This window comes from Paenibacillus brasilensis, from assembly GCF_009363115.1.
Classification (GTDB): Bacteria; Bacillota; Bacilli; order Paenibacillales; family Paenibacillaceae; genus Paenibacillus; species Paenibacillus brasilensis.
Genome location: NZ_CP045298.1, coordinates 3,598,494 through 3,615,987 on the forward strand (window position 1 = coordinate 3,598,494; position 17,494 = coordinate 3,615,987).

31 protein-coding genes are annotated in these 17,494 nt (G+C 44.7%); 29 read left to right on the plus strand and 2 right to left on the minus strand.

The window, feature by feature from the left end; genetic code table 11:
- The first annotated feature begins 253 nt into the window (after window positions 1-253).
- From GCU48_RS16900 to groL, 7 genes are all read left to right on the plus strand, one after another.
- Window positions 254-889 carry a 5-formyltetrahydrofolate cyclo-ligase gene (locus GCU48_RS16900; RefSeq protein ID WP_152380798.1) on the plus strand — a complete coding sequence of 212 codons (636 nt, stop codon included), beginning with the start codon at window positions 254-256 and terminating at the stop codon, window positions 887-889.
- Between the two features lie 57 nt (window positions 890-946).
- A complete protein-coding gene (moaC, locus tag GCU48_RS16905; RefSeq protein ID WP_152380799.1) occupies window positions 947-1,435 on the plus strand; it encodes a cyclic pyranopterin monophosphate synthase MoaC in 489 nt (162 codons plus the stop codon).
- Between the two features lie 113 nt (window positions 1,436-1,548).
- The gene (locus GCU48_RS16910) at window positions 1,549-2,031 is read left to right on the plus strand and encodes a MogA/MoaB family molybdenum cofactor biosynthesis protein (protein WP_013369877.1); all 483 of its coding nucleotides are present in this window, start codon (window positions 1,549-1,551) and stop codon (window positions 2,029-2,031) included.
- Between the two features lie 58 nt (window positions 2,032-2,089).
- Window positions 2,090-2,341 carry a twin-arginine translocase TatA/TatE family subunit gene (locus GCU48_RS16915; protein ID WP_152380800.1) on the plus strand — a complete coding sequence of 84 codons (252 nt, stop codon included), beginning with the start codon at window positions 2,090-2,092 and terminating at the stop codon, window positions 2,339-2,341.
- 100 nt (window positions 2,342-2,441) lie between these two features.
- Window positions 2,442-3,206, plus strand: a complete 765-nt coding sequence (gene tatC, locus GCU48_RS16920; protein WP_152380801.1) for a twin-arginine translocase subunit TatC — start codon at window positions 2,442-2,444, stop codon at window positions 3,204-3,206.
- Between the two features lie 220 nt (window positions 3,207-3,426).
- On the plus strand, window positions 3,427-3,708 hold the full coding sequence (gene groES / locus GCU48_RS16925) for a co-chaperone GroES (protein ID WP_025685233.1): 282 nt from the start codon (window positions 3,427-3,429) through the stop codon (window positions 3,706-3,708).
- Window positions 3,709-3,780: 72 nt separating this feature from the next.
- On the plus strand, window positions 3,781-5,409 hold the full coding sequence (gene groL / locus GCU48_RS16930; RefSeq protein WP_010349766.1) for a chaperonin GroEL: 1,629 nt from the start codon (window positions 3,781-3,783) through the stop codon (window positions 5,407-5,409).
- Between the two features lie 66 nt (window positions 5,410-5,475).
- On the opposite strand, the gene GCU48_RS16935 is transcribed toward groL, so the two are convergent.
- Both GCU48_RS16935 and GCU48_RS16940 read right to left on the minus strand, forming a co-directional pair.
- On the minus strand, window positions 5,476-6,672 hold the full coding sequence (locus tag GCU48_RS16935; RefSeq protein ID WP_152380802.1) for a tyrosine-type recombinase/integrase: 1,197 nt from the start codon (window positions 6,670-6,672) through the stop codon (window positions 5,476-5,478).
- 15 nt (window positions 6,673-6,687) lie between these two features.
- A complete protein-coding gene (locus GCU48_RS16940; protein WP_152380803.1) occupies window positions 6,688-7,614 on the minus strand; it encodes a helix-turn-helix domain-containing protein in 927 nt (308 codons plus the stop codon).
- A 177-nt stretch (window positions 7,615-7,791) separates the two neighbouring features.
- On the opposite strand from GCU48_RS16940, the gene GCU48_RS16945 reads away from it, so the two are divergent.
- From GCU48_RS16945 to GCU48_RS17040, 22 genes are all read left to right on the plus strand, one after another.
- Window positions 7,792-8,073 carry a hypothetical protein gene (locus tag GCU48_RS16945; RefSeq protein WP_019686451.1) on the plus strand — a complete coding sequence of 94 codons (282 nt, stop codon included), beginning with the start codon at window positions 7,792-7,794 and terminating at the stop codon, window positions 8,071-8,073.
- A gap of 20 nt (window positions 8,074-8,093) precedes the next feature.
- Window positions 8,094-8,327, plus strand: coding sequence for a helix-turn-helix domain-containing protein (locus GCU48_RS16950; RefSeq protein ID WP_152380804.1), 234 nt, complete (start codon window positions 8,094-8,096; stop codon window positions 8,325-8,327).
- Between the two features lie 13 nt (window positions 8,328-8,340).
- Window positions 8,341-9,081 carry a phage antirepressor KilAC domain-containing protein gene (locus GCU48_RS16955; RefSeq protein ID WP_152380805.1) on the plus strand — a complete coding sequence of 247 codons (741 nt, stop codon included), beginning with the start codon at window positions 8,341-8,343 and terminating at the stop codon, window positions 9,079-9,081.
- A gap of 2 nt (window positions 9,082-9,083) precedes the next feature.
- Entirely contained in the window at window positions 9,084-9,350 is a 267-nt protein-coding gene (locus GCU48_RS16960; RefSeq protein ID WP_152380806.1) for a hypothetical protein, read from the plus strand.
- A gap of 2 nt (window positions 9,351-9,352) precedes the next feature.
- Window positions 9,353-9,541, plus strand: a complete 189-nt coding sequence (locus GCU48_RS16965) for a hypothetical protein (RefSeq protein ID WP_152380807.1) — start codon at window positions 9,353-9,355, stop codon at window positions 9,539-9,541.
- A 154-nt stretch (window positions 9,542-9,695) separates the two neighbouring features.
- Window positions 9,696-9,890 (plus strand): hypothetical protein, encoded by a 195-nt coding sequence (locus GCU48_RS16970; RefSeq protein WP_152380808.1) that lies wholly within the window; start codon window positions 9,696-9,698, stop codon window positions 9,888-9,890.
- Between the two features lies 1 nt (window position 9,891).
- A complete protein-coding gene (locus GCU48_RS27015) occupies window positions 9,892-10,044 on the plus strand; it encodes a hypothetical protein (RefSeq protein ID WP_167518715.1) in 153 nt (50 codons plus the stop codon).
- Window positions 10,045-10,190: 146 nt separating this feature from the next.
- Entirely contained in the window at window positions 10,191-10,427 is a 237-nt protein-coding gene (locus GCU48_RS16975) for a hypothetical protein (protein ID WP_152380809.1), read from the plus strand.
- Window positions 10,428-10,472: 45 nt separating this feature from the next.
- Window positions 10,473-11,351: a hypothetical protein gene (locus tag GCU48_RS16980; protein WP_152380810.1), complete on the plus strand. Its 879-nt coding sequence runs from the start codon at window positions 10,473-10,475 to the stop codon at window positions 11,349-11,351.
- A complete protein-coding gene (locus GCU48_RS16985; RefSeq protein WP_152380811.1) occupies window positions 11,338-12,138 on the plus strand; it encodes a PD-(D/E)XK nuclease-like domain-containing protein in 801 nt (266 codons plus the stop codon). The genes GCU48_RS16980 and GCU48_RS16985 overlap by 14 nt, the downstream gene beginning before the upstream one ends.
- Before the next feature lie 14 nt (window positions 12,139-12,152).
- On the plus strand, window positions 12,153-12,578 hold the full coding sequence (ssb, locus tag GCU48_RS16990; protein ID WP_152380812.1) for a single-stranded DNA-binding protein: 426 nt from the start codon (window positions 12,153-12,155) through the stop codon (window positions 12,576-12,578).
- Window positions 12,579-12,596: 18 nt separating this feature from the next.
- Window positions 12,597-12,932 carry a hypothetical protein gene (locus GCU48_RS16995; protein ID WP_152380813.1) on the plus strand — a complete coding sequence of 112 codons (336 nt, stop codon included), beginning with the start codon at window positions 12,597-12,599 and terminating at the stop codon, window positions 12,930-12,932.
- Between the two features lie 8 nt (window positions 12,933-12,940).
- Window positions 12,941-13,810, plus strand: coding sequence for a hypothetical protein (locus tag GCU48_RS27375; RefSeq protein WP_208811847.1), 870 nt, complete (start codon window positions 12,941-12,943; stop codon window positions 13,808-13,810).
- A 130-nt stretch (window positions 13,811-13,940) separates the two neighbouring features.
- A complete protein-coding gene (locus GCU48_RS17005; protein ID WP_167518716.1) occupies window positions 13,941-14,591 on the plus strand; it encodes an ATP-binding protein in 651 nt (216 codons plus the stop codon).
- A gap of 25 nt (window positions 14,592-14,616) precedes the next feature.
- Window positions 14,617-14,892: a hypothetical protein gene (locus GCU48_RS17010; protein WP_152380815.1), complete on the plus strand. Its 276-nt coding sequence runs from the start codon at window positions 14,617-14,619 to the stop codon at window positions 14,890-14,892.
- Window positions 14,889-15,239 carry a DUF551 domain-containing protein gene (locus GCU48_RS17015; protein ID WP_152380816.1) on the plus strand — a complete coding sequence of 117 codons (351 nt, stop codon included), beginning with the start codon at window positions 14,889-14,891 and terminating at the stop codon, window positions 15,237-15,239. Before GCU48_RS17010 ends, GCU48_RS17015 begins: the two co-directional genes overlap by 4 nt.
- A 35-nt stretch (window positions 15,240-15,274) precedes the next feature.
- Complete coding sequence (locus GCU48_RS17020) at window positions 15,275-15,667, plus strand: hypothetical protein (RefSeq protein WP_152380817.1); 393 nt, start codon at window positions 15,275-15,277, stop codon at window positions 15,665-15,667.
- A complete protein-coding gene (locus GCU48_RS27020; protein ID WP_167518717.1) occupies window positions 15,664-15,825 on the plus strand; it encodes a hypothetical protein in 162 nt (53 codons plus the stop codon). Before GCU48_RS17020 ends, GCU48_RS27020 begins: the two co-directional genes overlap by 4 nt.
- On the plus strand, window positions 15,785-16,162 hold the full coding sequence (locus GCU48_RS17025; protein ID WP_152380818.1) for a RusA family crossover junction endodeoxyribonuclease: 378 nt from the start codon (window positions 15,785-15,787) through the stop codon (window positions 16,160-16,162). The genes GCU48_RS27020 and GCU48_RS17025 overlap by 41 nt, the downstream gene beginning before the upstream one ends.
- Before the next feature lie 11 nt (window positions 16,163-16,173).
- The gene (locus GCU48_RS17030; RefSeq protein WP_152380819.1) at window positions 16,174-16,767 is read left to right on the plus strand and encodes a sigma-70 family RNA polymerase sigma factor; all 594 of its coding nucleotides are present in this window, start codon (window positions 16,174-16,176) and stop codon (window positions 16,765-16,767) included.
- Between the two features lie 66 nt (window positions 16,768-16,833).
- On the plus strand, window positions 16,834-17,046 hold the full coding sequence (locus GCU48_RS17035) for a hypothetical protein (RefSeq protein ID WP_152380820.1): 213 nt from the start codon (window positions 16,834-16,836) through the stop codon (window positions 17,044-17,046).
- Between the two features lie 19 nt (window positions 17,047-17,065).
- Window positions 17,066-17,461, plus strand: a complete 396-nt coding sequence (locus tag GCU48_RS17040) for a hypothetical protein (RefSeq protein ID WP_152380821.1) — start codon at window positions 17,066-17,068, stop codon at window positions 17,459-17,461.
- The last annotated feature ends 33 nt before the right edge of the window (window positions 17,462-17,494 follow it).

Here is a 17,494-nt window from a genome sequence, read left to right on the forward strand (position 1 = left end):
TACAATTTTTGCACAGTTTCCCTGCTTTCCCTGCAGGTGCCTTCCTTCCAGTTTACATGAAAATACCCACTATTGCACTGCTATTACCTCCTAAACCCTTGAGCCACGTGTAGTCAATTTGTATAAACAATGATAAACTTAAATGAGGACTGAAAAAGAATGAAAGAAACTTGGAACGTACAGCACTTACTGACAAATGAATCAGTTGTAACGTTTTGAAGCATTATCAACGATTGTGCGGGAGGGCGGATATGTGGATGTCTGTAGTGTAAAGAACGCGCTCCGTTTGCAACAACGAGAAGCACGGGACTCCATGGACCCGCTGACAAGGCAGAAGGCATCGGCTGTGGCCTGTCGGCATGCAATCGAGGCATGGGAGCAGCTTAGAATAAACAGAAACGGAGATAAGCTAACGTTATTTAGCTATCTCTCATTTGGCAGCGAGATTTCGACAGCTCCCCTCATTGAGCATTGCTGGTCACAGGGGGATCGTGTCCTGGCTCCGAGAGTGGACCCGGTAACCCGGACCATGGAGCTAAGAGAGATGGATCAGCACGGAGATATCGTGCCCGGCATTTGGAACATTCCTGAGCCTGCACCCACATGCAAGGAATGGACGCCTGAAATGTGGGCGCAAATTGATTGGGCTGTTGTGCCCGGCCTGGCCTTTGATCGTCGTGGGGGCAGAATCGGCTACGGCGGGGGCTATTATGACCGCTTTACTGTACAGCTTGAGGCAGGGAAGCGTAACAACGGCTGCGCAGGTCCGCTTTATGTTTCGCTGCTGCTTCCGGGACAATTGCTGGAGCAGGTGCCCATGGAGCCGGGGGATTTGAGAGTGGACGTTCTTTTTACCCCGGAAGGGTCTTTAGATTGTGATCATGCATAACTGACAAATGACTAATGAAACGAAGTTCTGGCATGTGAAAGGAGCTGTGAGGGAGTCGTGGATTCCTTTACTCATTTTAACGAACAGGGACGGGCTCGTATGGTGGATATTTCGGGCAAAGCGTCTACGGTTCGTACAGCAGTCGCTGTGACACGGATTACAATGAGTCCGGCAACATTGACGGCTGTGAAAGAAGGCAGGATCGGCAAAGGCGATGTACTCGCTGTAGCGCAGGTCGCAGGGATTCAAGGCGCGAAAAAAACGTCGGACTGGATTCCGATGTGTCATCCGCTGGCCCTGACAGGCGTGAATATTACTTTTTCCGATAATGGGCATGATGTGCTCCATATTGAAGTTGAAGTGAAGACCGAGGGTAAGACAGGTGTAGAAATGGAAGCTTTGACAGCGGCTTCAGCCGCAGCGTTAACCGTGTATGATATGTGCAAGGCGCTGCAAAAAGATATGATCATCGGCCCTACCATGCTGCAATCGAAAACAGGCGGCAAGCATGGGGATTTTCAAAGGGAGAACCACCGGGAACCTTGACATAAATAACATTGTCGCCGAGAGGGTACTGTGATGTGATGGAGGATGCAGCGTGCCTGTTTCTGATTTTCAGAAGAGAAAGTATTCTTTCATGATAGGAGAAGGGTGATCTTATGGTGTGGAAAACGGCGATCCTGACAGCCAGTGATAAAGGGGCAAGAGGAGAGCGTGAGGATACAAGCGCACAGGTCATCCGGGAGCTCGTCGAAGAAGAACTGGGCGGAGAGATTGTAGAGTACCGGATCGTTCCCGATGAACCGGATGAAATTATTGCGGCTTTAATCGAAATGACCGATTATTTTCATGCAGACCTGGTACTGACTACAGGCGGAACTGAACTGGCGATCCGTGATGTGACACCTGAGGCAACTCGGCGGGTCGTGGAACGGGAAGTGCCAGGTATGGCGGAAGCTATGAGAATGATTGTGATGCAGAAAAATCCGGCGGCTATGCTATTCCGAGGAATTGTGGGAATACGTGGGCGCACACTGATCGTAAATTTGCCGGGAACGCCCAAAGGCGTGCATGAAAATTTGGCGGCTATTATGGATCAGCTCCCGGAGGCGCTGCTTATGGTGACAGGCCAGTTCCGGTAGAAGGCAGCATTTGTGTGTGGTATGATACTCATAGGATGATTAAGGAGGATTGCTGCACATGCCCAATATTGGAGCACCGGGTTATATTTTGTTGATTATTCTGGCCCTGCTGCTATTTGGCCCGAACAAGCTGCCTGAGTTGGGACGAGCTGTGGGCCGTACATTCCGTGAGTTTAAAAACGGGGCACGCGATATTTTGTCTGAAGACGAACAGACAGAGCGTAAAGGTGCCAAAGATAGTGTGGTTCAAGCATCCCAGCCGACGTCTTCAGAAGTTCAGCCTCAGCCTGAGGATAAACGGTTGCCGTAACGTTATTTTTTAGTATGAACATGAGCCTCTTCTTTAGGGAAGGGCTTTATTTTTTAGCGTTTCTACAGTACGACGTTCCGTTCGGAAAGGAGGAGTGGGTTTGACCCCATCAGAGCATGAAATGTCGCTAGTGGAGCATCTGGGCGAGCTTCGTCGCAGAATTATTTATGTACTGATTGTATTTGTTCTGGCGCTGGTTGGCGGCTTGTTCGCGGCGGGGCCTGTCTATGACTGGCTTATTCGCTCCGGTTCGGCGCAAGCTTTCCAGCTGAATGCATTTTCCTTTTGGGACGGGATCGGTATCTACATGAAGATCGCTATGATTATTGGGATTGCGGTGGCGCTGCCGTTTGCATGTTATCAGCTATGGAGGTTTGTCAGTCCCGGCTTACGGCCGCAGGAGCGAAGTGCAACTTTGCGTTATGTGCCTTATGTACTGCTGTTGTTCATCATGGGCACAGCTTTTGCTTATTTCATTATTTTCCCGATGGCGATTCAGTTTACGTCGTCTGTCACCAAGAGCATGGGCTTGCATGAAACGTACGGTATTGCACAGTATTTCACCTTTATGTTTAATATTGTGTTGCCTGTGGCACTCTTATTTGAACTCCCGTTGCTAATCATGTTTCTGACAGGGATTCATGTTTTAACTCCGATGAGGCTTCGCAAATGGCGGAAAATTTCTTATTTTCTGCTTGTATTCGTCGCGGTTGTCATTACCCCACCGGACTTTATATCCGATTTTTTGGTGGCAATCCCGTTGCTGGTGCTATATGAGGTGAGCGTGTACTTGTCATCCATCGTGTATCGCAGGCAGCTGCGTGCACAGGAGGAACGTGAGGCCCAAATGCGTATAGAAAAATAAGCATTCGCCTAAGGCAACGGTTATTTTTAAGTCAGATGGAAATAATCGAGAAGGGCTATCCATAAAAATTCCCATAAAAAATACATTAGGGACTTGAAATTCAATCTCAAGTTGAGTATCATAAAGTTGGTTGTTAGCACTGATGACTGTCGAGTGCTAATACATACAACATAACAACCAAATTACAGTATAAAACACTTAATAAGGAGGCTATTTTTTCATGATCAAACCTTTGGGTGAACGCGTATTGGTGGAAGCAATTGAGCAAGAGCAAACGACTTCCTTCGGAATCGTACTTCCTGACTCTGCCAAGGAAAAGCCGCAAGAAGGCAAAATTATCGCGGTTGGCGCAGGCGCATTGAAAGACGGTGCCCGTATTCCTCTGGAAGTAAAAGAAGGCGACCGTGTTATTTTCTCTAAATACGCTGGAACGGAAATCAAATATGAAGGTAAAGAATATTTGATTATGAAAGAAAGCGATATCCACGCGATCATCGGTTAACCGGAATCCGGACAGGACCTGAATATAGGAATCGAACAAATCATTCATAATCCATAGGGAGGTTTTACACAAATGGCTAAAGACATTAAATTCAGTGAAGACGCTCGCCGCTCCATGCTGCGCGGGGTAGACGCATTGGCTAACGCTGTTAAAGTAACACTCGGACCGAAAGGCCGTAACGTTGTACTTGAGAAAAAATTCGGTAGCCCGCTTATCACAAATGACGGTGTAACGATTGCAAAAGAAATCGAGCTGGAAGACGCATTCGAAAACATGGGTGCTCAACTGGTTAAAGAAGTAGCAACCAAAACAAACGATGTAGCTGGTGACGGTACAACTACCGCTACGGTATTGGCTCAAGCCCTCATCACTGAAGGTTTGAAAAACGTAACTGCTGGCGCAAGCCCAATCGGTATCCGCAAAGGGATCGACAAAGCGGTAAAAGCGGCTGTTGCTGAACTGCAATCCATCTCCAAACCTATCGAAAGCAAACAATCCATTGCACAAGTAGCCGGAATTTCCGCTGCTGATGATGAAGTAGGCGAACTGATCGCTGAAGCTATGGAAAAAGTGGGCAAAGACGGTGTAATCACCGTTGAAGAATCCCGCGGTTTTGCAACAGAGCTGGAAGTCGTTGAAGGTATGCAATTTGACCGTGGCTACATTTCCCCGTACATGATTACAGATACGGACAAAATGGAAGCTGTACTGGACAATCCATATATCCTGATTACAGACAAAAAAATCACGAACACACAAGAAATCCTGCCGTTGCTTGAAAAAATCGTACAACAAGGCAAACCGCTCGTTCTGATCGCTGAAGATATCGAAGGCGAAGCACTGGCGATGCTGGTTGTCAACAAACTGCGTGGTACATTCAATGCTGTAGCTGTTAAAGCTCCAGGCTTTGGTGACCGTCGTAAAGCAATGCTGCAAGATATCGCTGCCCTGACAGGCGGTCAAGTGATCACGGAAGAGCTGGGTCTGGACCTGAAATCAGCTTCCGTAGACCAACTGGGTACAGCACGTCAAGTGCGTATCACGAAAGAAAATACGATTGTGGTTGACGGCGCTGGCAACAAAGCCGACATCGACGCTCGTGTTAGTCAAATCCGTACACAATTGGAAGAAACAACTTCCGAGTTCGACAAAGAAAAATTGCAAGAGCGTCTGGCTAAATTGTCCGGCGGCGTAGCAGTCATCAAAGTCGGTGCGGCTACTGAAACAGAATTGAAAGAACGCAAACTGCGCATCGAAGATGCCCTGAACGCAACCCGTGCTGCGGTTGAAGAAGGTATCGTATCCGGTGGTGGTGTAGCGCTCCTGAACGTATATAAAGCAGTTGCAGCTGTTGAACTGCAAGGTGACGAGCAAACAGGCGTGAACATCGTGTTGCGCGCTCTGGAAGCTCCAATCCGTACAATCGCTGCTAACGCAGGTGAAGAAGGCTCTGTAATCGTTGAGCGTCTGAAACGCGAAGAAGTTGGCGTAGGTTTCAACGCAGCTACTGGCGACTGGGTAAACATGATCGAAGCTGGTATTGTTGACCCTGCGAAAGTAACTCGTTATGCATTGCAAAACGCTGCATCCGTAGCAGCCATGTTCCTGACCACTGAAGCGGTTATCGCTGACAAGCCAGAACCAGAAAAGGCTGCAATGCCTGATATGGGCGGCATGGGTGGAATGGGCGGCATGATGTAAAAAATCCAAAAACCCTTGTTGTAGCAAGGGTTTAGGTGATTAGCGCGTCCATTTGTTAACAATTTGTTAACTCTGATCAGATTTTTTTGAGGCTCTCATTAGTTCGCTGAACTTTTGAGCAGCCTCTTTTCTTTTTGGCTTAGTTATATGAAGGTATATTCTGCGTGTTATCTCGTCGTTTGCGTGTCCAAGCCGCTGCATGATTTGTTCGAGAGTAGCTCCGGCTTCGGCTAATAGTGATGTATGAGTGTGGCGAAGTGAGTGCGGGGTGAGGTCAGGATTAAGCCCAGCTAGTTTTAGAAGTCGCTTCATCCGAAGTTCAACCATTTTTATTACCTGAGGATACCCAGCAAACTTACCGATTCTTGCGAATATGAAACCTTGGTCGTGATAAGTTTTTGGTCTTTTTGATTTCTCTATTTGTTGAATGGTCAGAAGATTTTGAAATCCTACAATAATTTCGTGATCCACATCTATTTCCCGAACTGATGATACAGTTTTAGGTGTGTTGAGTTTGTAAAGAGCGTAATTATTATTCGGGTTGTATAGTGTTTTTGTTACTCTTATTTTGTCGTCTTCGAAGTTGATATCTAGTTCTTTTAATGCACATAATTCACCGACTCTCATACCGGTATAAGCTAAGGTATTGAAGGTTTCAAAGTCATTATCCAGTCCGTGTTCTTGAGCAATCTGCAAAAAATGTACGAGTTCATCCCTTTCTAAATACTTTGGTAGCTCGTTATTTTGTTCAAGCTCGTGAACCGTTTTCTGACGCTTTGGCAAAAAAGAAGTTGATGTAGGATCTGTTTTCAAAGCCCCGATTTTTAACCCATATGAAAAAATCATTCTGCCAGTTGAATGTACACCTGATAGCGTATTGTCGGCTAATTTATTTTGTAGACTTATGAGTGCATCCTGATACATCTGCTCAGTGATCGAAGATGCATTGAGTTTCGCAAAGAACGGTAACAAGTTTTCTTTTTCATTAGTTCTGATTCGGATCGTACCATCTTTTTTTGGTTTTCCATGAGAACTATAATATTTCAGCCACTTTTCAGATAGTTCCTCAAAGGTCATTTTGTTTTCTTCTTTGAACACGCCTCGATTTAATTCTGAAAGCATATCTGCAGCAGCAGCTTGCGCTTCCTTTTTGGTTCTAAATCCGCCTTTTCCCTTTTGCTTTCTTTTACCTGTTACTGGATCTACACCTACACCGATCATAAATGACCATGTTGATCCTCGTTTATAAAAACTACCTTCCACTCTTGAACACTCCTTTTATTGTTTGAAATGCCCTACATAAACCCCACAAACTATAAACTCATTTGGTGTCACCTCCATGGACTGATAAGAATCATTTTCTGGCACAAGATTAAATTTCGCAGAACCTTCAGACCATTTCATTCTCTTTAAAACGCCTTCCTCGCCGTTAATGATAACCGCAACGATTTGTCCATTGAATTCGGCCCAGCTTTCTTTCCTCATGAAAACAATGTCGCCATCATTAATACCTGCATTGACCATAGAGTCACCTTTTACTCTTAGAGCAAAATCTGGTTGTTTTTGTTTCATAAATGGATAATTTATGTATTCTTCGATGTTATTTTCTGCAATTATCCCGTCGCCTGCACAGACTGACTCGATCAGAGGTATCGGTTTTGCGGTTTTAACTAAAGTCAAATACTCACCTAGTTTTGGAGAATACTTATTCAACATATTTTCGAGAGCGTTAATTACATCATTCTTTTGTTCAATGTTAAGATCGCCACGCAGATACTCGGCTTTAATATCTTCTAAAGTAGCATGGGAAAACAAATCAACGATCTGTGGATCGACGAATAAGCTAATTATTTCTCTATGTAAGTCTTTATCAATATGAGTAAACAAGAACACTTTATCAATTAGACCGTAAATTCGGTTGTCGAGCTCCTCGTTTTCGTTCATGAAATTAGCGAGAAACGTTTCATGATTCTCCTCTAACCCTTTTAAATAACCCGCTGCTTTCATTAATTCACCATATGTAACCCCATCCAGGTGGCGAGAAATTTGCATAAGTGTGTTCGGTGAAGGTTGCTGCGTATTCTTTTCGATTCGAGTGAGTGTGGCAGCTGAGATACCGCTTTTGTCAGCAAAGTCTTTCTTTGTTTTATAACCGCTTGCAAGTCTCTTTTCTTTAATGATGTCACCTATTGTTTTTTTGTTCATTGCCTTCAAAAATCTCCCTTCATCTAATGGCTAAAGAAACTATAACATAAATATTGCGTGTACGCAATTATTTATATAAAACGTATTGCGCGACCGCAATCGCTGTAATATACTTAAATTGCGAGGGCGAAATTACACAATAATAAATTGCGAGTACGCAATATAAGGGGTGATACAATGAAAAAATTCGTCGTCCGACTAAAAGTGAAAGAGTTAATGAAGGCGCAAATTGATAAGGACATTACTACAGACAGAGAACTTGCGGATCTGATGAATGTGAATCTTACGCAAATTTGGAGAACTAAACTCCCTGTAGATGATGAACGCCATAACGCACCTGGTAACCAGTTCATAGCTGGTGTGATGGAAGTCTTTGGCGGGAGATTTGAAGACTATTTTTACATTGAAGAAGTTGAAGATGTGAAAAAGAAAAAGAAGAGCGTTCCAGCATTAACCTAAGCAGAAATGAGGTGTGTGTAATGACAAAGACGAAAAAAAAGCATTGGGATGAACTCCCAGACAGTTTGACTGCTCAAGACATTGCTGATTTTTTTGGACTAACCCGGCGCACTGTTTATGACATATTCGATCTTAGTCCTTCACATGGTGGCATCCCGAATTATTTCATAGGCACTTCCCGTCGTGCGGATAAAGAAGATGTAAGAGCGTGGAAAGATAACTTAAAACAAAAACACCTTAAAAATTTTGCTTGAGGGGAGAAACAGTATGACTCAATTGGTTACGATCCACGGTGTCAGAGGATTTGTGGGTTCTGATGGAATGGCTCAATTAAACTTGGAAGACGTTGCTCGTGGGCTTGGATTCACACAACGTAAAAACGGCGTCAACTACATTCGATGGAGACGAGTGAATGGGTATCTGACTGAAATGGGCTTTTCTCCACTTGTGGGGAAAGAGTTCATTCCTGAAAATGCCTTTTATCGACTGGCAATGAAAGCTGATAACGAAACAGGACGAGCTTTCCAATCCAAGGTAGCGGACGAAATTTTACCTTCCATCCGCCGCACTGGCATGTATGCCACAGCCGAACTGCTTGATAACCCGGACTTGCTGATTGAAGCTGCTACACGACTAAAGAAAGAACGTGAGGAACGTTTAAAGCTTCAAGCCAAGATTGAACAGGACAAGCCTAAAGTAGTATTTGCAGAAGCGCTGGAGGTTTCAAAGGACTCTATTCTCGTCGCTGACTTAGCCAAGCTTCTCAAGCAAAACGGAATTGAGATCGGTGAAATTAGGTTGTTTGAATGGCTACGGCAAAATGGTTACCTCATTAAATCAGGTAGCGAACGCAACATGCCAACTCAACGATCCATGGAGCTTAAGATCATGGAAATCAAAATGGGGCAGCGAATGAGTTCCAGCGAGGGCAGCAAGATCACCCGGACGACGAAAATTACAGGCAAAGGACAGATTTACTTTATCAATAAATTCAAGGAGGGTGCTTGAACATGAAACTAACCAAACAAGAAAGTGAACTTATCCAATTTATCCGTACATTAGATTTTGACGACATGCTTAACGTCCTGGATGGTATTAAAGCTGTAGCAGAAGACTTGTCTATTAAATCTTATGACCAAATGGGCAAGGATAATATTATGGCTTCAGTGGGTTTCGAAAGCCAAGCAGAAAAGATGACAAAGCTTGAGCAGTTACTTGGTGATGCAAATGAAGAATACCGTAAGGAAATCTATTCTGTTTTAGAAGAAGGAGAATGAACATGATTAAAGTTGGACATGGTTTTGTGGTAGTCGGGGAGTTGGACAAAAAATATTTTTACAAACTGGTTGTAAAGAAAGGCGAAGTATCTAAGACCATGAATATTTTGGGCGAAGGCGTTGAAACAACAGTCAATAATTTAAAACAAGCTGGATACTATGTAAGCCGTCTAGTCCGTCTTGCGATTTAAGAAAAGAGGGCGAGAGTATGAACCCAATGTTTAGCGGTTTCGTTGCTGGCAAGCGAGTAAACGGCATACTGCTGATCAAGCGTGACGGTACCTGGTTCCAACTTAAAACTATGGCTAAATGGCAAGCAGAATCTATCAAAGGGAGTTGATAGGTATGATATGGCGGTGGTGGCGTAAACGGCCTGTAGTAGTCACCAAGGATTTAAAAGGGTTGAGTGTGCTGACTGACGAGCATTTGGATTACTTAGCTCAAGAGTACGGTCACAAATCTGACTATGGGCTTATCAAAAGCCGCATATCGTTTGGATGCTATGTAGAGCTTACACGAAAAATCTTGTGGGAGGGATAACATGGCGATCAAATGCGGATGTGGAGCAAAAGCCAAGTATTTGGTCTATGAAAATGAACAGCCCCATTGCAAAGAATGCATGCTTGAGGCAGTAGAGTGTAAAAATCAAGTCTTGGTGAGGGTGATAGATGATGCGTATGGGATTAAGAATTAAAGCCAGCGATGCGTTTGAAGATAAATTTGCTTTGGAGTTAGTCGGTGGAGAGCGCAAAGATGGTCCGCATCCAAAATTCGTGTTCAGTAGCGAAATGCAACGCCGCGAATATGATCGGATCAGAAAACAGATTAGGGAGGGAGAACATGCCGAACCTGCAGCAAGCCCAACAACACGTCCGGTCAGTTATCCGCAGATTAGAAGCAATCGCGGAAAACACGGATACCAAAACTAATTCCACGGCATCTATCTTAGAGGCGTTGATGGAAATGTATCGTTACGATGATATCCCTAAAATGGTGGACGAGCTTAAGCAAGTGGATTTATATCTGGACAGTAAAAAGACTCCGGTTGCCGCCGAAGTCCAGTTAGAAACTTATTAATAACAATTTACGGAAACAATATCACACTTTTGGGAGGATGTAAATATGAGTTTTGACGATCAGCAACCAATTGACTATCAAAATTACTTACCGGAGGCCCCGCCTTCTTTCCGATCTACTACTACGGAAATGGCGACAACGCGTCAAACGGAGGAAGTAAAAGCAGCTATTTTTATGGCGAAGCAGTTTCCCCGCGATCAGCAGGCATCTTTTAACCGTATCATGCTTTCCTGTCAGCGGAAGAAACTGGCGGAAGAGGCTGAATATGAATACCCGAAAGGCGGTAGCAAGGTTTCTGGTCCATCTATCCGACTGGCTGAGGTCTTGGCGCAGTCATGGGGGAACATTGACTATGGGTTGATTGAGCTGGAGCAACGAAATGGAGAGTCTAAGGCTATGGCCTATGCATGGGACATTGAAACGAATACACGTCGTCAAATCGTTTTTACAGTCAAGCACGAACGAAAGGCGGGGAGCACCACAAAGCAACTCACTGAAGCACGTGACGTTTACGAGGTTGTAGCTAATATGGGAAGCCGTAGGATGCGCGCATGCATCCTCGGGGTAATCCCGGGTGATATAGTGGATGCCGCTCTTGCAGAGTGCCGAAAAACGTTGGTAAACAGCTATACAGAGCCGCTTGCTGACCGTGTACGGAAAGCATTCCAACAGTTCCAAGAGAAGTATGGTGTCAACAAAGAAATGATTGAGAAGTGCATAGGATGCGCTCAAGACGCATTTACAGAAAATGATTACCTTCGTATCGGGAACATCTGGAAGTCGCTCAGAGACGGTATGGGCAAACGTGAAGACTATTTTGACTTCGGGGCGGTTCATGTTCCTAGCGCCGCTGAATTGGAATTTAAAGCGCAACAGGAAGCGGAAAAAGCAAAGGCGGACGGTGATCCTGATGCTGCTGAATGAAGAAAACTATTACTCTCAGGAAGCCAACCTAGCCTATTGGAGTAACAGCCAGTATAAGGAGTTCCGGGACTGTGAAGCCCGAGCTATGGCTAAGCTCCATGGGTGGACAGAACCAGTCACAGACGCGCTCCTGGTCGGATCCTATGTGCATGCCTATTTTGAGGGACCGGAAGCTTTTCAAAGATTCAAAGATAGTAATCCTGAAATAATTTCTTCTCGCGGCGGGACCAAGGGGAAACTAAAATCGCAATTCCAATATGCCAACAAAATGATAGAAACCATAGAGAATGATGCACTCTGTAAGTTTGTTCTTCAAGGGAAAAAAGAGGTTATTATGACCGCCAATTTTGCCGGGGCTGATTGGAAAATTAAAATGGATAATTACGCGCTGGAGCGCAACCGCTTTTCAGATATAAAAACCGTTCAGGAGATTCATAAGGAGTCTTGGGACCAAGAAAACGGCTATGTGTCTTTCGTGCAGCAGAACCATTATGTTACCCAGATGGCCCTGTATGCGGAAATCGAACGCCTTGTGCAGCGGCGTGATGGCTGGATCGAACCTATCATCGTTGCAGTGTCGAAGCAGGACCCACCAGACAAAGCGGTTATAGGGATAAATGGCTTTGACATAAAACGTGAACTTGAAGGTATAGCGGCGAACATGCCGCACTTGATTGAAGTTAAGGCCGGACTCGTGAAACCGAATCGTTGCGAACGCTGCCGTTACTGCCGGGAGACGAAACAACTTAACCAAATAATCCACTATTCAGATTTGATTAATAGATAAAGGGGCTAACCAAATTGTTAAACCGAGTGATATTGATTGGCCGTTTGACCAAAGATCCTGAGCTAAGATATACGCCGTCTGGTGTGGCAGTAACCCAGTTCACCCTGGCTGTAGACCGTCCATTTACGAGTCAAGGCGGTGAACGGGAAGCAGATTTCTTGCCGATCGTAACTTGGCGGCAGCTTGCCGAGACGTGCGCTAATTATCTGAAAAAAGGTCGCCTTACCGCTGTAGAAGGTCGGGTTCAAGTAAGGAACTATGAAAACAACGAGGGAAAACGTGTTTACGTCACTGAAATTGTGGCTGATAACGTCCGGTTCCTTGAATCTAGCAAGAATGATAGTGGAAGCAGACAGCAGCCTTCAACCAGAAACAACAATGATCCTTTTTCGGACGATGGCAAACCGATTGATATAGCAGACGAAGATCTTCCTTTTTAGAGATTGGAGGCATGCAGCATGATACAGTACGGATTTCATCCAGCTCCTAAGCCCAGCAAAGGAAAGCGCGTGAAGCTTACTCAGCGCCAAAAGGGAGATATAAGCCAACAGGTAGATAAGCAGCTTAAAGCGCGGTCACACGGACTCTGTGAGTTGTGTAACGCCGCCAGAGCAACAGAACGGTCGCATTTGACCGGGCGCCCTCACTTGGACGAGAAAACGAAGGTGACTGACTTAATACATTTATGCACTCCTTGTCATGATTGGTTAGACGAGACGCCTGAAGGGATTAGGTCGCGAAATTTTATTGCAAGAGCAATCAATACGGTGTTGGAACACCAAACAACTAAGTAGGTGGTGACATGGACGGATGGATCAAACTCCACCGTAAGATCCTAAAAAGTCCTGTGTACCGACTTTTAAATAGCAAGCAAAGGGACGTTATGATGACAATCCTTTTGCTTGCGAATCACGAGTCAAACACGTGGGAATTTAGGGGTGAAGTGTACGAAGTAGAGCCGGGACAGTTCATAACTTCTCTCGATAGTTTGAAGGAAACTTGCGCTTCTGACGTAACAACACAAAACATCAGAACCGCTTTGTTGAAATTAGAAAAGCATGGATTTTTAACAAACGAATCAACAAAGAAGAATCGGCTGATAACCGTTGTAAACTGGGGCTTTTATCAGGGTTCGTCTGTTGACTCTAACAAAGAGATTAACCGACAGCCAACAAACAGCCAACAGACAGCTAACAAACAGCTAACAACTAACAAGAATGATAAGAACTTAAAGAATGATAAGAATGATAAGAAAAAAGACAGTGTGCCCAAAATCAAATTTGCTGAGTTTGTAAAACTGACTCAACAAGAATACGACAAACTTGTTCTTGCTCATGGAGAAGACAGAACAAAACGAATGATAGAAATCTTGGACAACTATAAGGGCTCAAAAGGCAAAAAATATGCTAGTGATTACCGAGCCATTTTAAACTGGGTTGTCGAAAGAGTAGAAGAGGAGGAGCAGAAGGGTGGATATAGACAAGCTAAACCTTTCGCCGGAGGACAAGCAGCTTCTCAAGAACACGATGCAAACAGCCAAGTACAAGCCAACTCGAACGGTGGGGCGGTCACCGATAGCGGAAGCAGTCAACAAGATCGGGTCGGAGCGGGAGGAAATACCGACCGATCCACGGGAACCAGTTCGAAGTACGACATCTTTGTTCGCAGATAGCGAGTTTGAGGGAGTGTACTGCTGCTTGAAGTGCCGCCAGCAGATAAAACGGAGCTATTTCCCGCCTAAGAAGAAATGGGGCCTTAATAGGGCATGCAGATGTGTCCAAGAGGAACGGGAGAAAGAACAGTTGGAAGCCGAACGGAGATATCGCAGGGGGCAAATGGAACGGGTGTTTTCACGGTCAATCATGAATGATCGACTTAAAAAAGCGAGCTTCGATAACTTCCTACCCCGTACAGGCACAGAAAAGGCCCTCAGAGGCGCGAAAGAGTTTGTTAGCACCTTTGAGTCACGGGAAACCGGATTGCTCTTATTTGGGCCTCCAGGTAACGGGAAGAGCCATTTACTAGCCGCGGCGCACCATGAACTTAATCGACAAGGATTTGTTTGTCTCTTTTTGGATGTGCCGCAGCTTATGAAACTAGCAAAAACGGCTACTAGATTTGATTCAAAAGTAACGCTGACTGACGTTATCAATGGCGCGGTGTCGTGTGACCTACTCACGCTGGATGAATTAGGAGCCGGAGCGCTGCTGGTGGATGAATATAAAGACGTATTGTTCCCAATTATCAACGGGCGACAGGGCAAAAAGACCAACATTTCATTGAATTTGGATTTGGAACGACTGGAACAATGGCTGCTTCAAGATAAGTGGGGAAACATCATCGACGAAGAAGGACGGCTGTTTGATCGTATTTTGGGAAGCTCGGATATTTACCACAACACAGCAACATCAAAACGACGTGAAGATGCTATAAAACGCATGCAGCAAGGCTGACTCCAATAAGAAGGGAAGAAGATAGATGAATCAAGGTGAACGGGAACAGTTTGTAGCTAATAAGGTATTGGAAGCTACAGCATGGTGCAAGACGATGGGGGACTTTTCAGAGACGTTAGGCGCCATGAGCTACACGCTCGGCAGTTTGGTGGTCGAATTTCCTCAAGATGAAAGAGAGCATCTGTTTATCCAGCTGGTCGAATTCATGGCAAAAGGTCTAATGGCAACATCGAAAGCTGTAGGTGAGCCATGCAATTTAGAAATGACCAAAGGTTTCAGAACAGGAGCTGACAAACATTGACCAGAGATGAAGTAATAGCTAAATGGATCAGTGTGAATGAGCAGCTTCCAAAAACGGGACAAAGGGTTCTGGTTAGCTTCATAGCTCCGTCAGGCAAAAGATGGACAACATGTGCAGATTATATAGCACCAAAAAGCATTCTTGAAGCAGATTACATGGATGAACAGTACACGGATGGCGGGGAATATGACGAAGAGAAAGATTGCTATTGGACTACAAGCGGTTGGTACGAATTTAACTATGAGCCTGAAACGAATTGGAGATTAGGTGAAAAGGTAACTCATTGGATGCCTTTGCCGAAGGCCCCCGAAGCGACCGAACAGCCTAGCGAAGCGGCAGCCCAATAAAATCACAGCCCCTAAAGGGCAAGGAGAGGATACAAATGCTTGAACGTTTAGACGTTTACGATTGGAAAGAAGCTTTTGGATATGCAGGGAAAGAAAAAGGGACAAATGCAAACTATCAAGGGCTGAATCCGATTACCGTAGTACAGTTTGCTAAACCTGTTCCTACCACTCCATTTGATCGTGAAGACGTTGAAGAAATTATCGCAATGTCTGAAGGAGAGAATGATGGACCAAATTGGATTGGGGTTTTCAAACTCCAAGACGGTAGGTATGCAACGATAGATGCGGGGTGTGACTATACTGGGTGGGATTGCCGAGCTGACGGATTTGTAGAAGTCGCCGGGTCCTTGGACGAAATCATCAAATATGGTCTATCAAATGAGCAGAGAAATAGGCTTGGATTATTTCAAGGAGAGGATACCCCGTGAATCCAATAGACAACATGTCTGACGTTGAGTTAATCCTAGCAGTAGACAATCCGGTAGTTGACTATGATTATCGCATTGAGGCAGCCAAGGAAATCTACCGGAGGGCAGGTGCAATGGATGAGTCGGTTAATACTACCGGGACTGGCCCCAAGCGTTAACCATATGTACCGGAATGCGATGGTGAGAGGGCGGCGGATGCGGATTAAAACCGAAGTGGCTGAACGGTGGTTCGCAGATACGATTCTACGGGCTAAGGTGTGGCAACGGGGAAACAAGTGGTCTACAGCCACAGGGAAGGTCGTTGTAAGGCTTTGGTTCTATTTTCCTGACAAACGTAGGCGCGACACACACAATGCCTTAAAAGCCCTGCTAGACGCCTTAGAAGATGCAGGACTATATGAGGACGATAAGATGGCTTTGCCACAAATAATAGATTTTGAAATTGATCGGAAAAACCCGCGCATCGAAATTGAGTTTGAAAAAATGACAGGATAAGGGTGGGGAGTATGGATGAAACAAACGTAATTCGAATGGTGATGGAAAACCAAGGCTTAGTGCACAAGGCAGCTCAAAAATATTTTGAAGTATGCAAAACCAAACGGATCGACTATGAAGATATGGTCAGCGAGGGGAATATCGGTTTATTGCTTGCTGCAAGAAGGTTTGACGAAAGCAAAGGACATGCATTTTCCACGTATGCTACACGCTATATTCACGGGTATATGTTGGTATATATAAACGACAAAAGCGAATTAATCAGGGTTCCAAGAAACCAAAAAACACGCGGTAACATGGAGCAAAAATTCAAATATGTATCATTCAACAGGAAAATATACCGGGACGACAATGATGGAGATACTGGAAAGACGATGGGAAACATTTTATGCCAAGATGATGACGATAAAACAAGGATATATGTTGGGGAATTCTTGGATATGTTGACACCGAAACAACGGGTAATTGTCGAAGGCCTGATGCAAGGTAAAACACAGCAGACAATGGCTAAAATAACTGGTATGAGCAGGCAAAACATGTCTGACAATGTTATCAAAAAGATACGAAATAAAATGAAATTATACCAAGAGCTATCATCAAAATAGAGGCCAGTAAAACGGCAGAGAAATGACATTGTAATTCTTATAACAACGAGTAAAGGAGTTATTAAAATGGAAAACAAGACCCTAAAATATATCCCTGGCTATTATCCATATCGGATCGACGAAGACGGAAAAGTGTTTGCATCCCATCCAATAACGGGCTTTCCAGTGTTGGTAAAAGAAAATAAAGGCATGGTAAGTGTTCGACAGGAGTACAGGAAAAAGAAGGTAAAAGTATCGGAATTATACCGAAGAGCCTTCAATAAATTGCTTCCGGAATAAGCAGAGAGGATGGGGTGACATGGGGAAATTAAAGCCTGTTAGTAAAACCGACAAACGGATGTTGGATATCTCAATTACGTTAGATAACCAAGGGCGAATATGTTTGAACGCTGATTTTCGAAAGGAATTAAAACTAGAGAATAAAGGTCCGCTGTTCGTATTCCATGATGAAGAATATGGACGGATCGGAATTGCCCAAAAGTGCGATGAAGATGGTGTTGAACCACATATTTTCGATAGCAGGGGATACTGCCAAGCCAAAGCATTTTTGAGCTGGTGCGGATTCAATTATAAAGATGGAGCCATTCGCATGTTGTTCGAGGGAATGGAAGATGGAATCTATGTTTTCGCAGAACCAGGGCGGCGGCATGTAGAGCTGAAGCAAGGCAAAAACGGGGATTTGGAACGGAGATAATCTATAGCCCCCAAGGGCAGAGAGGACAGGCCC

What these genes read in the sequence shown, in the direction of transcription:
- GCU48_RS16965 (WP_152380807.1), top strand. Translation starts at nt 9,353, where the DNA reads ATGATTAAAGTTGGACATGGTTTTGTGGTAGTCGGGGAGTTGGACAAA.
- GCU48_RS17035 (WP_152380820.1), top strand. Translation starts at nt 16,834, where the DNA reads ATGGAAAACAAGACCCTAAAATATATCCCTGGCTATTATCCATATCGG.
- GCU48_RS17025 (WP_152380818.1), top strand. Translation starts at nt 15,785, where the DNA reads ATGAGTCGGTTAATACTACCGGGACTGGCCCCAAGCGTTAACCATATG.
- GCU48_RS17010 (WP_152380815.1), top strand. Translation starts at nt 14,617, where the DNA reads ATGAATCAAGGTGAACGGGAACAGTTTGTAGCTAATAAGGTATTGGAA.
- GCU48_RS16950 (WP_152380804.1), top strand. Translation starts at nt 8,094, where the DNA reads ATGACAAAGACGAAAAAAAAGCATTGGGATGAACTCCCAGACAGTTTG.
- GCU48_RS16970 (WP_152380808.1), top strand. Translation starts at nt 9,696, where the DNA reads ATGATATGGCGGTGGTGGCGTAAACGGCCTGTAGTAGTCACCAAGGAT.
- GCU48_RS27375 (WP_208811847.1), top strand. Translation starts at nt 12,941, where the DNA reads ATGGACGGATGGATCAAACTCCACCGTAAGATCCTAAAAAGTCCTGTG.
- GCU48_RS16995 (WP_152380813.1), top strand. Translation starts at nt 12,597, where the DNA reads ATGATACAGTACGGATTTCATCCAGCTCCTAAGCCCAGCAAAGGAAAG.
- GCU48_RS27015 (WP_167518715.1), top strand. Translation starts at nt 9,892, where the DNA reads ATGGCGATCAAATGCGGATGTGGAGCAAAAGCCAAGTATTTGGTCTAT.
- GCU48_RS16940 (WP_152380803.1), bottom strand. Translation starts at nt 7,614, where the DNA reads ATGAACAAAAAAACAATAGGTGACATCATTAAAGAAAAGAGACTTGCA.
- GCU48_RS16980 (WP_152380810.1), top strand. Translation starts at nt 10,473, where the DNA reads ATGAGTTTTGACGATCAGCAACCAATTGACTATCAAAATTACTTACCG.
- groES (WP_025685233.1), top strand. Translation starts at nt 3,427, where the DNA reads ATGATCAAACCTTTGGGTGAACGCGTATTGGTGGAAGCAATTGAGCAA.
- GCU48_RS16915 (WP_152380800.1), top strand. Translation starts at nt 2,090, where the DNA reads ATGCCCAATATTGGAGCACCGGGTTATATTTTGTTGATTATTCTGGCC.
- GCU48_RS16985 (WP_152380811.1), top strand. Translation starts at nt 11,338, where the DNA reads ATGCTGCTGAATGAAGAAAACTATTACTCTCAGGAAGCCAACCTAGCC.
- GCU48_RS17020 (WP_152380817.1), top strand. Translation starts at nt 15,275, where the DNA reads ATGCTTGAACGTTTAGACGTTTACGATTGGAAAGAAGCTTTTGGATAT.
- GCU48_RS16975 (WP_152380809.1), top strand. Translation starts at nt 10,191, where the DNA reads ATGCCGAACCTGCAGCAAGCCCAACAACACGTCCGGTCAGTTATCCGC.
- GCU48_RS16960 (WP_152380806.1), top strand. Translation starts at nt 9,084, where the DNA reads ATGAAACTAACCAAACAAGAAAGTGAACTTATCCAATTTATCCGTACA.
- GCU48_RS17040 (WP_152380821.1), top strand. Translation starts at nt 17,066, where the DNA reads ATGGGGAAATTAAAGCCTGTTAGTAAAACCGACAAACGGATGTTGGAT.
- groL (WP_010349766.1), top strand. Translation starts at nt 3,781, where the DNA reads ATGGCTAAAGACATTAAATTCAGTGAAGACGCTCGCCGCTCCATGCTG.
- GCU48_RS17030 (WP_152380819.1), top strand. Translation starts at nt 16,174, where the DNA reads ATGGATGAAACAAACGTAATTCGAATGGTGATGGAAAACCAAGGCTTA.
- GCU48_RS16955 (WP_152380805.1), top strand. Translation starts at nt 8,341, where the DNA reads ATGACTCAATTGGTTACGATCCACGGTGTCAGAGGATTTGTGGGTTCT.
- GCU48_RS16945 (WP_019686451.1), top strand. Translation starts at nt 7,792, where the DNA reads ATGAAAAAATTCGTCGTCCGACTAAAAGTGAAAGAGTTAATGAAGGCG.
- GCU48_RS16910 (WP_013369877.1), top strand. Translation starts at nt 1,549, where the DNA reads ATGGTGTGGAAAACGGCGATCCTGACAGCCAGTGATAAAGGGGCAAGA.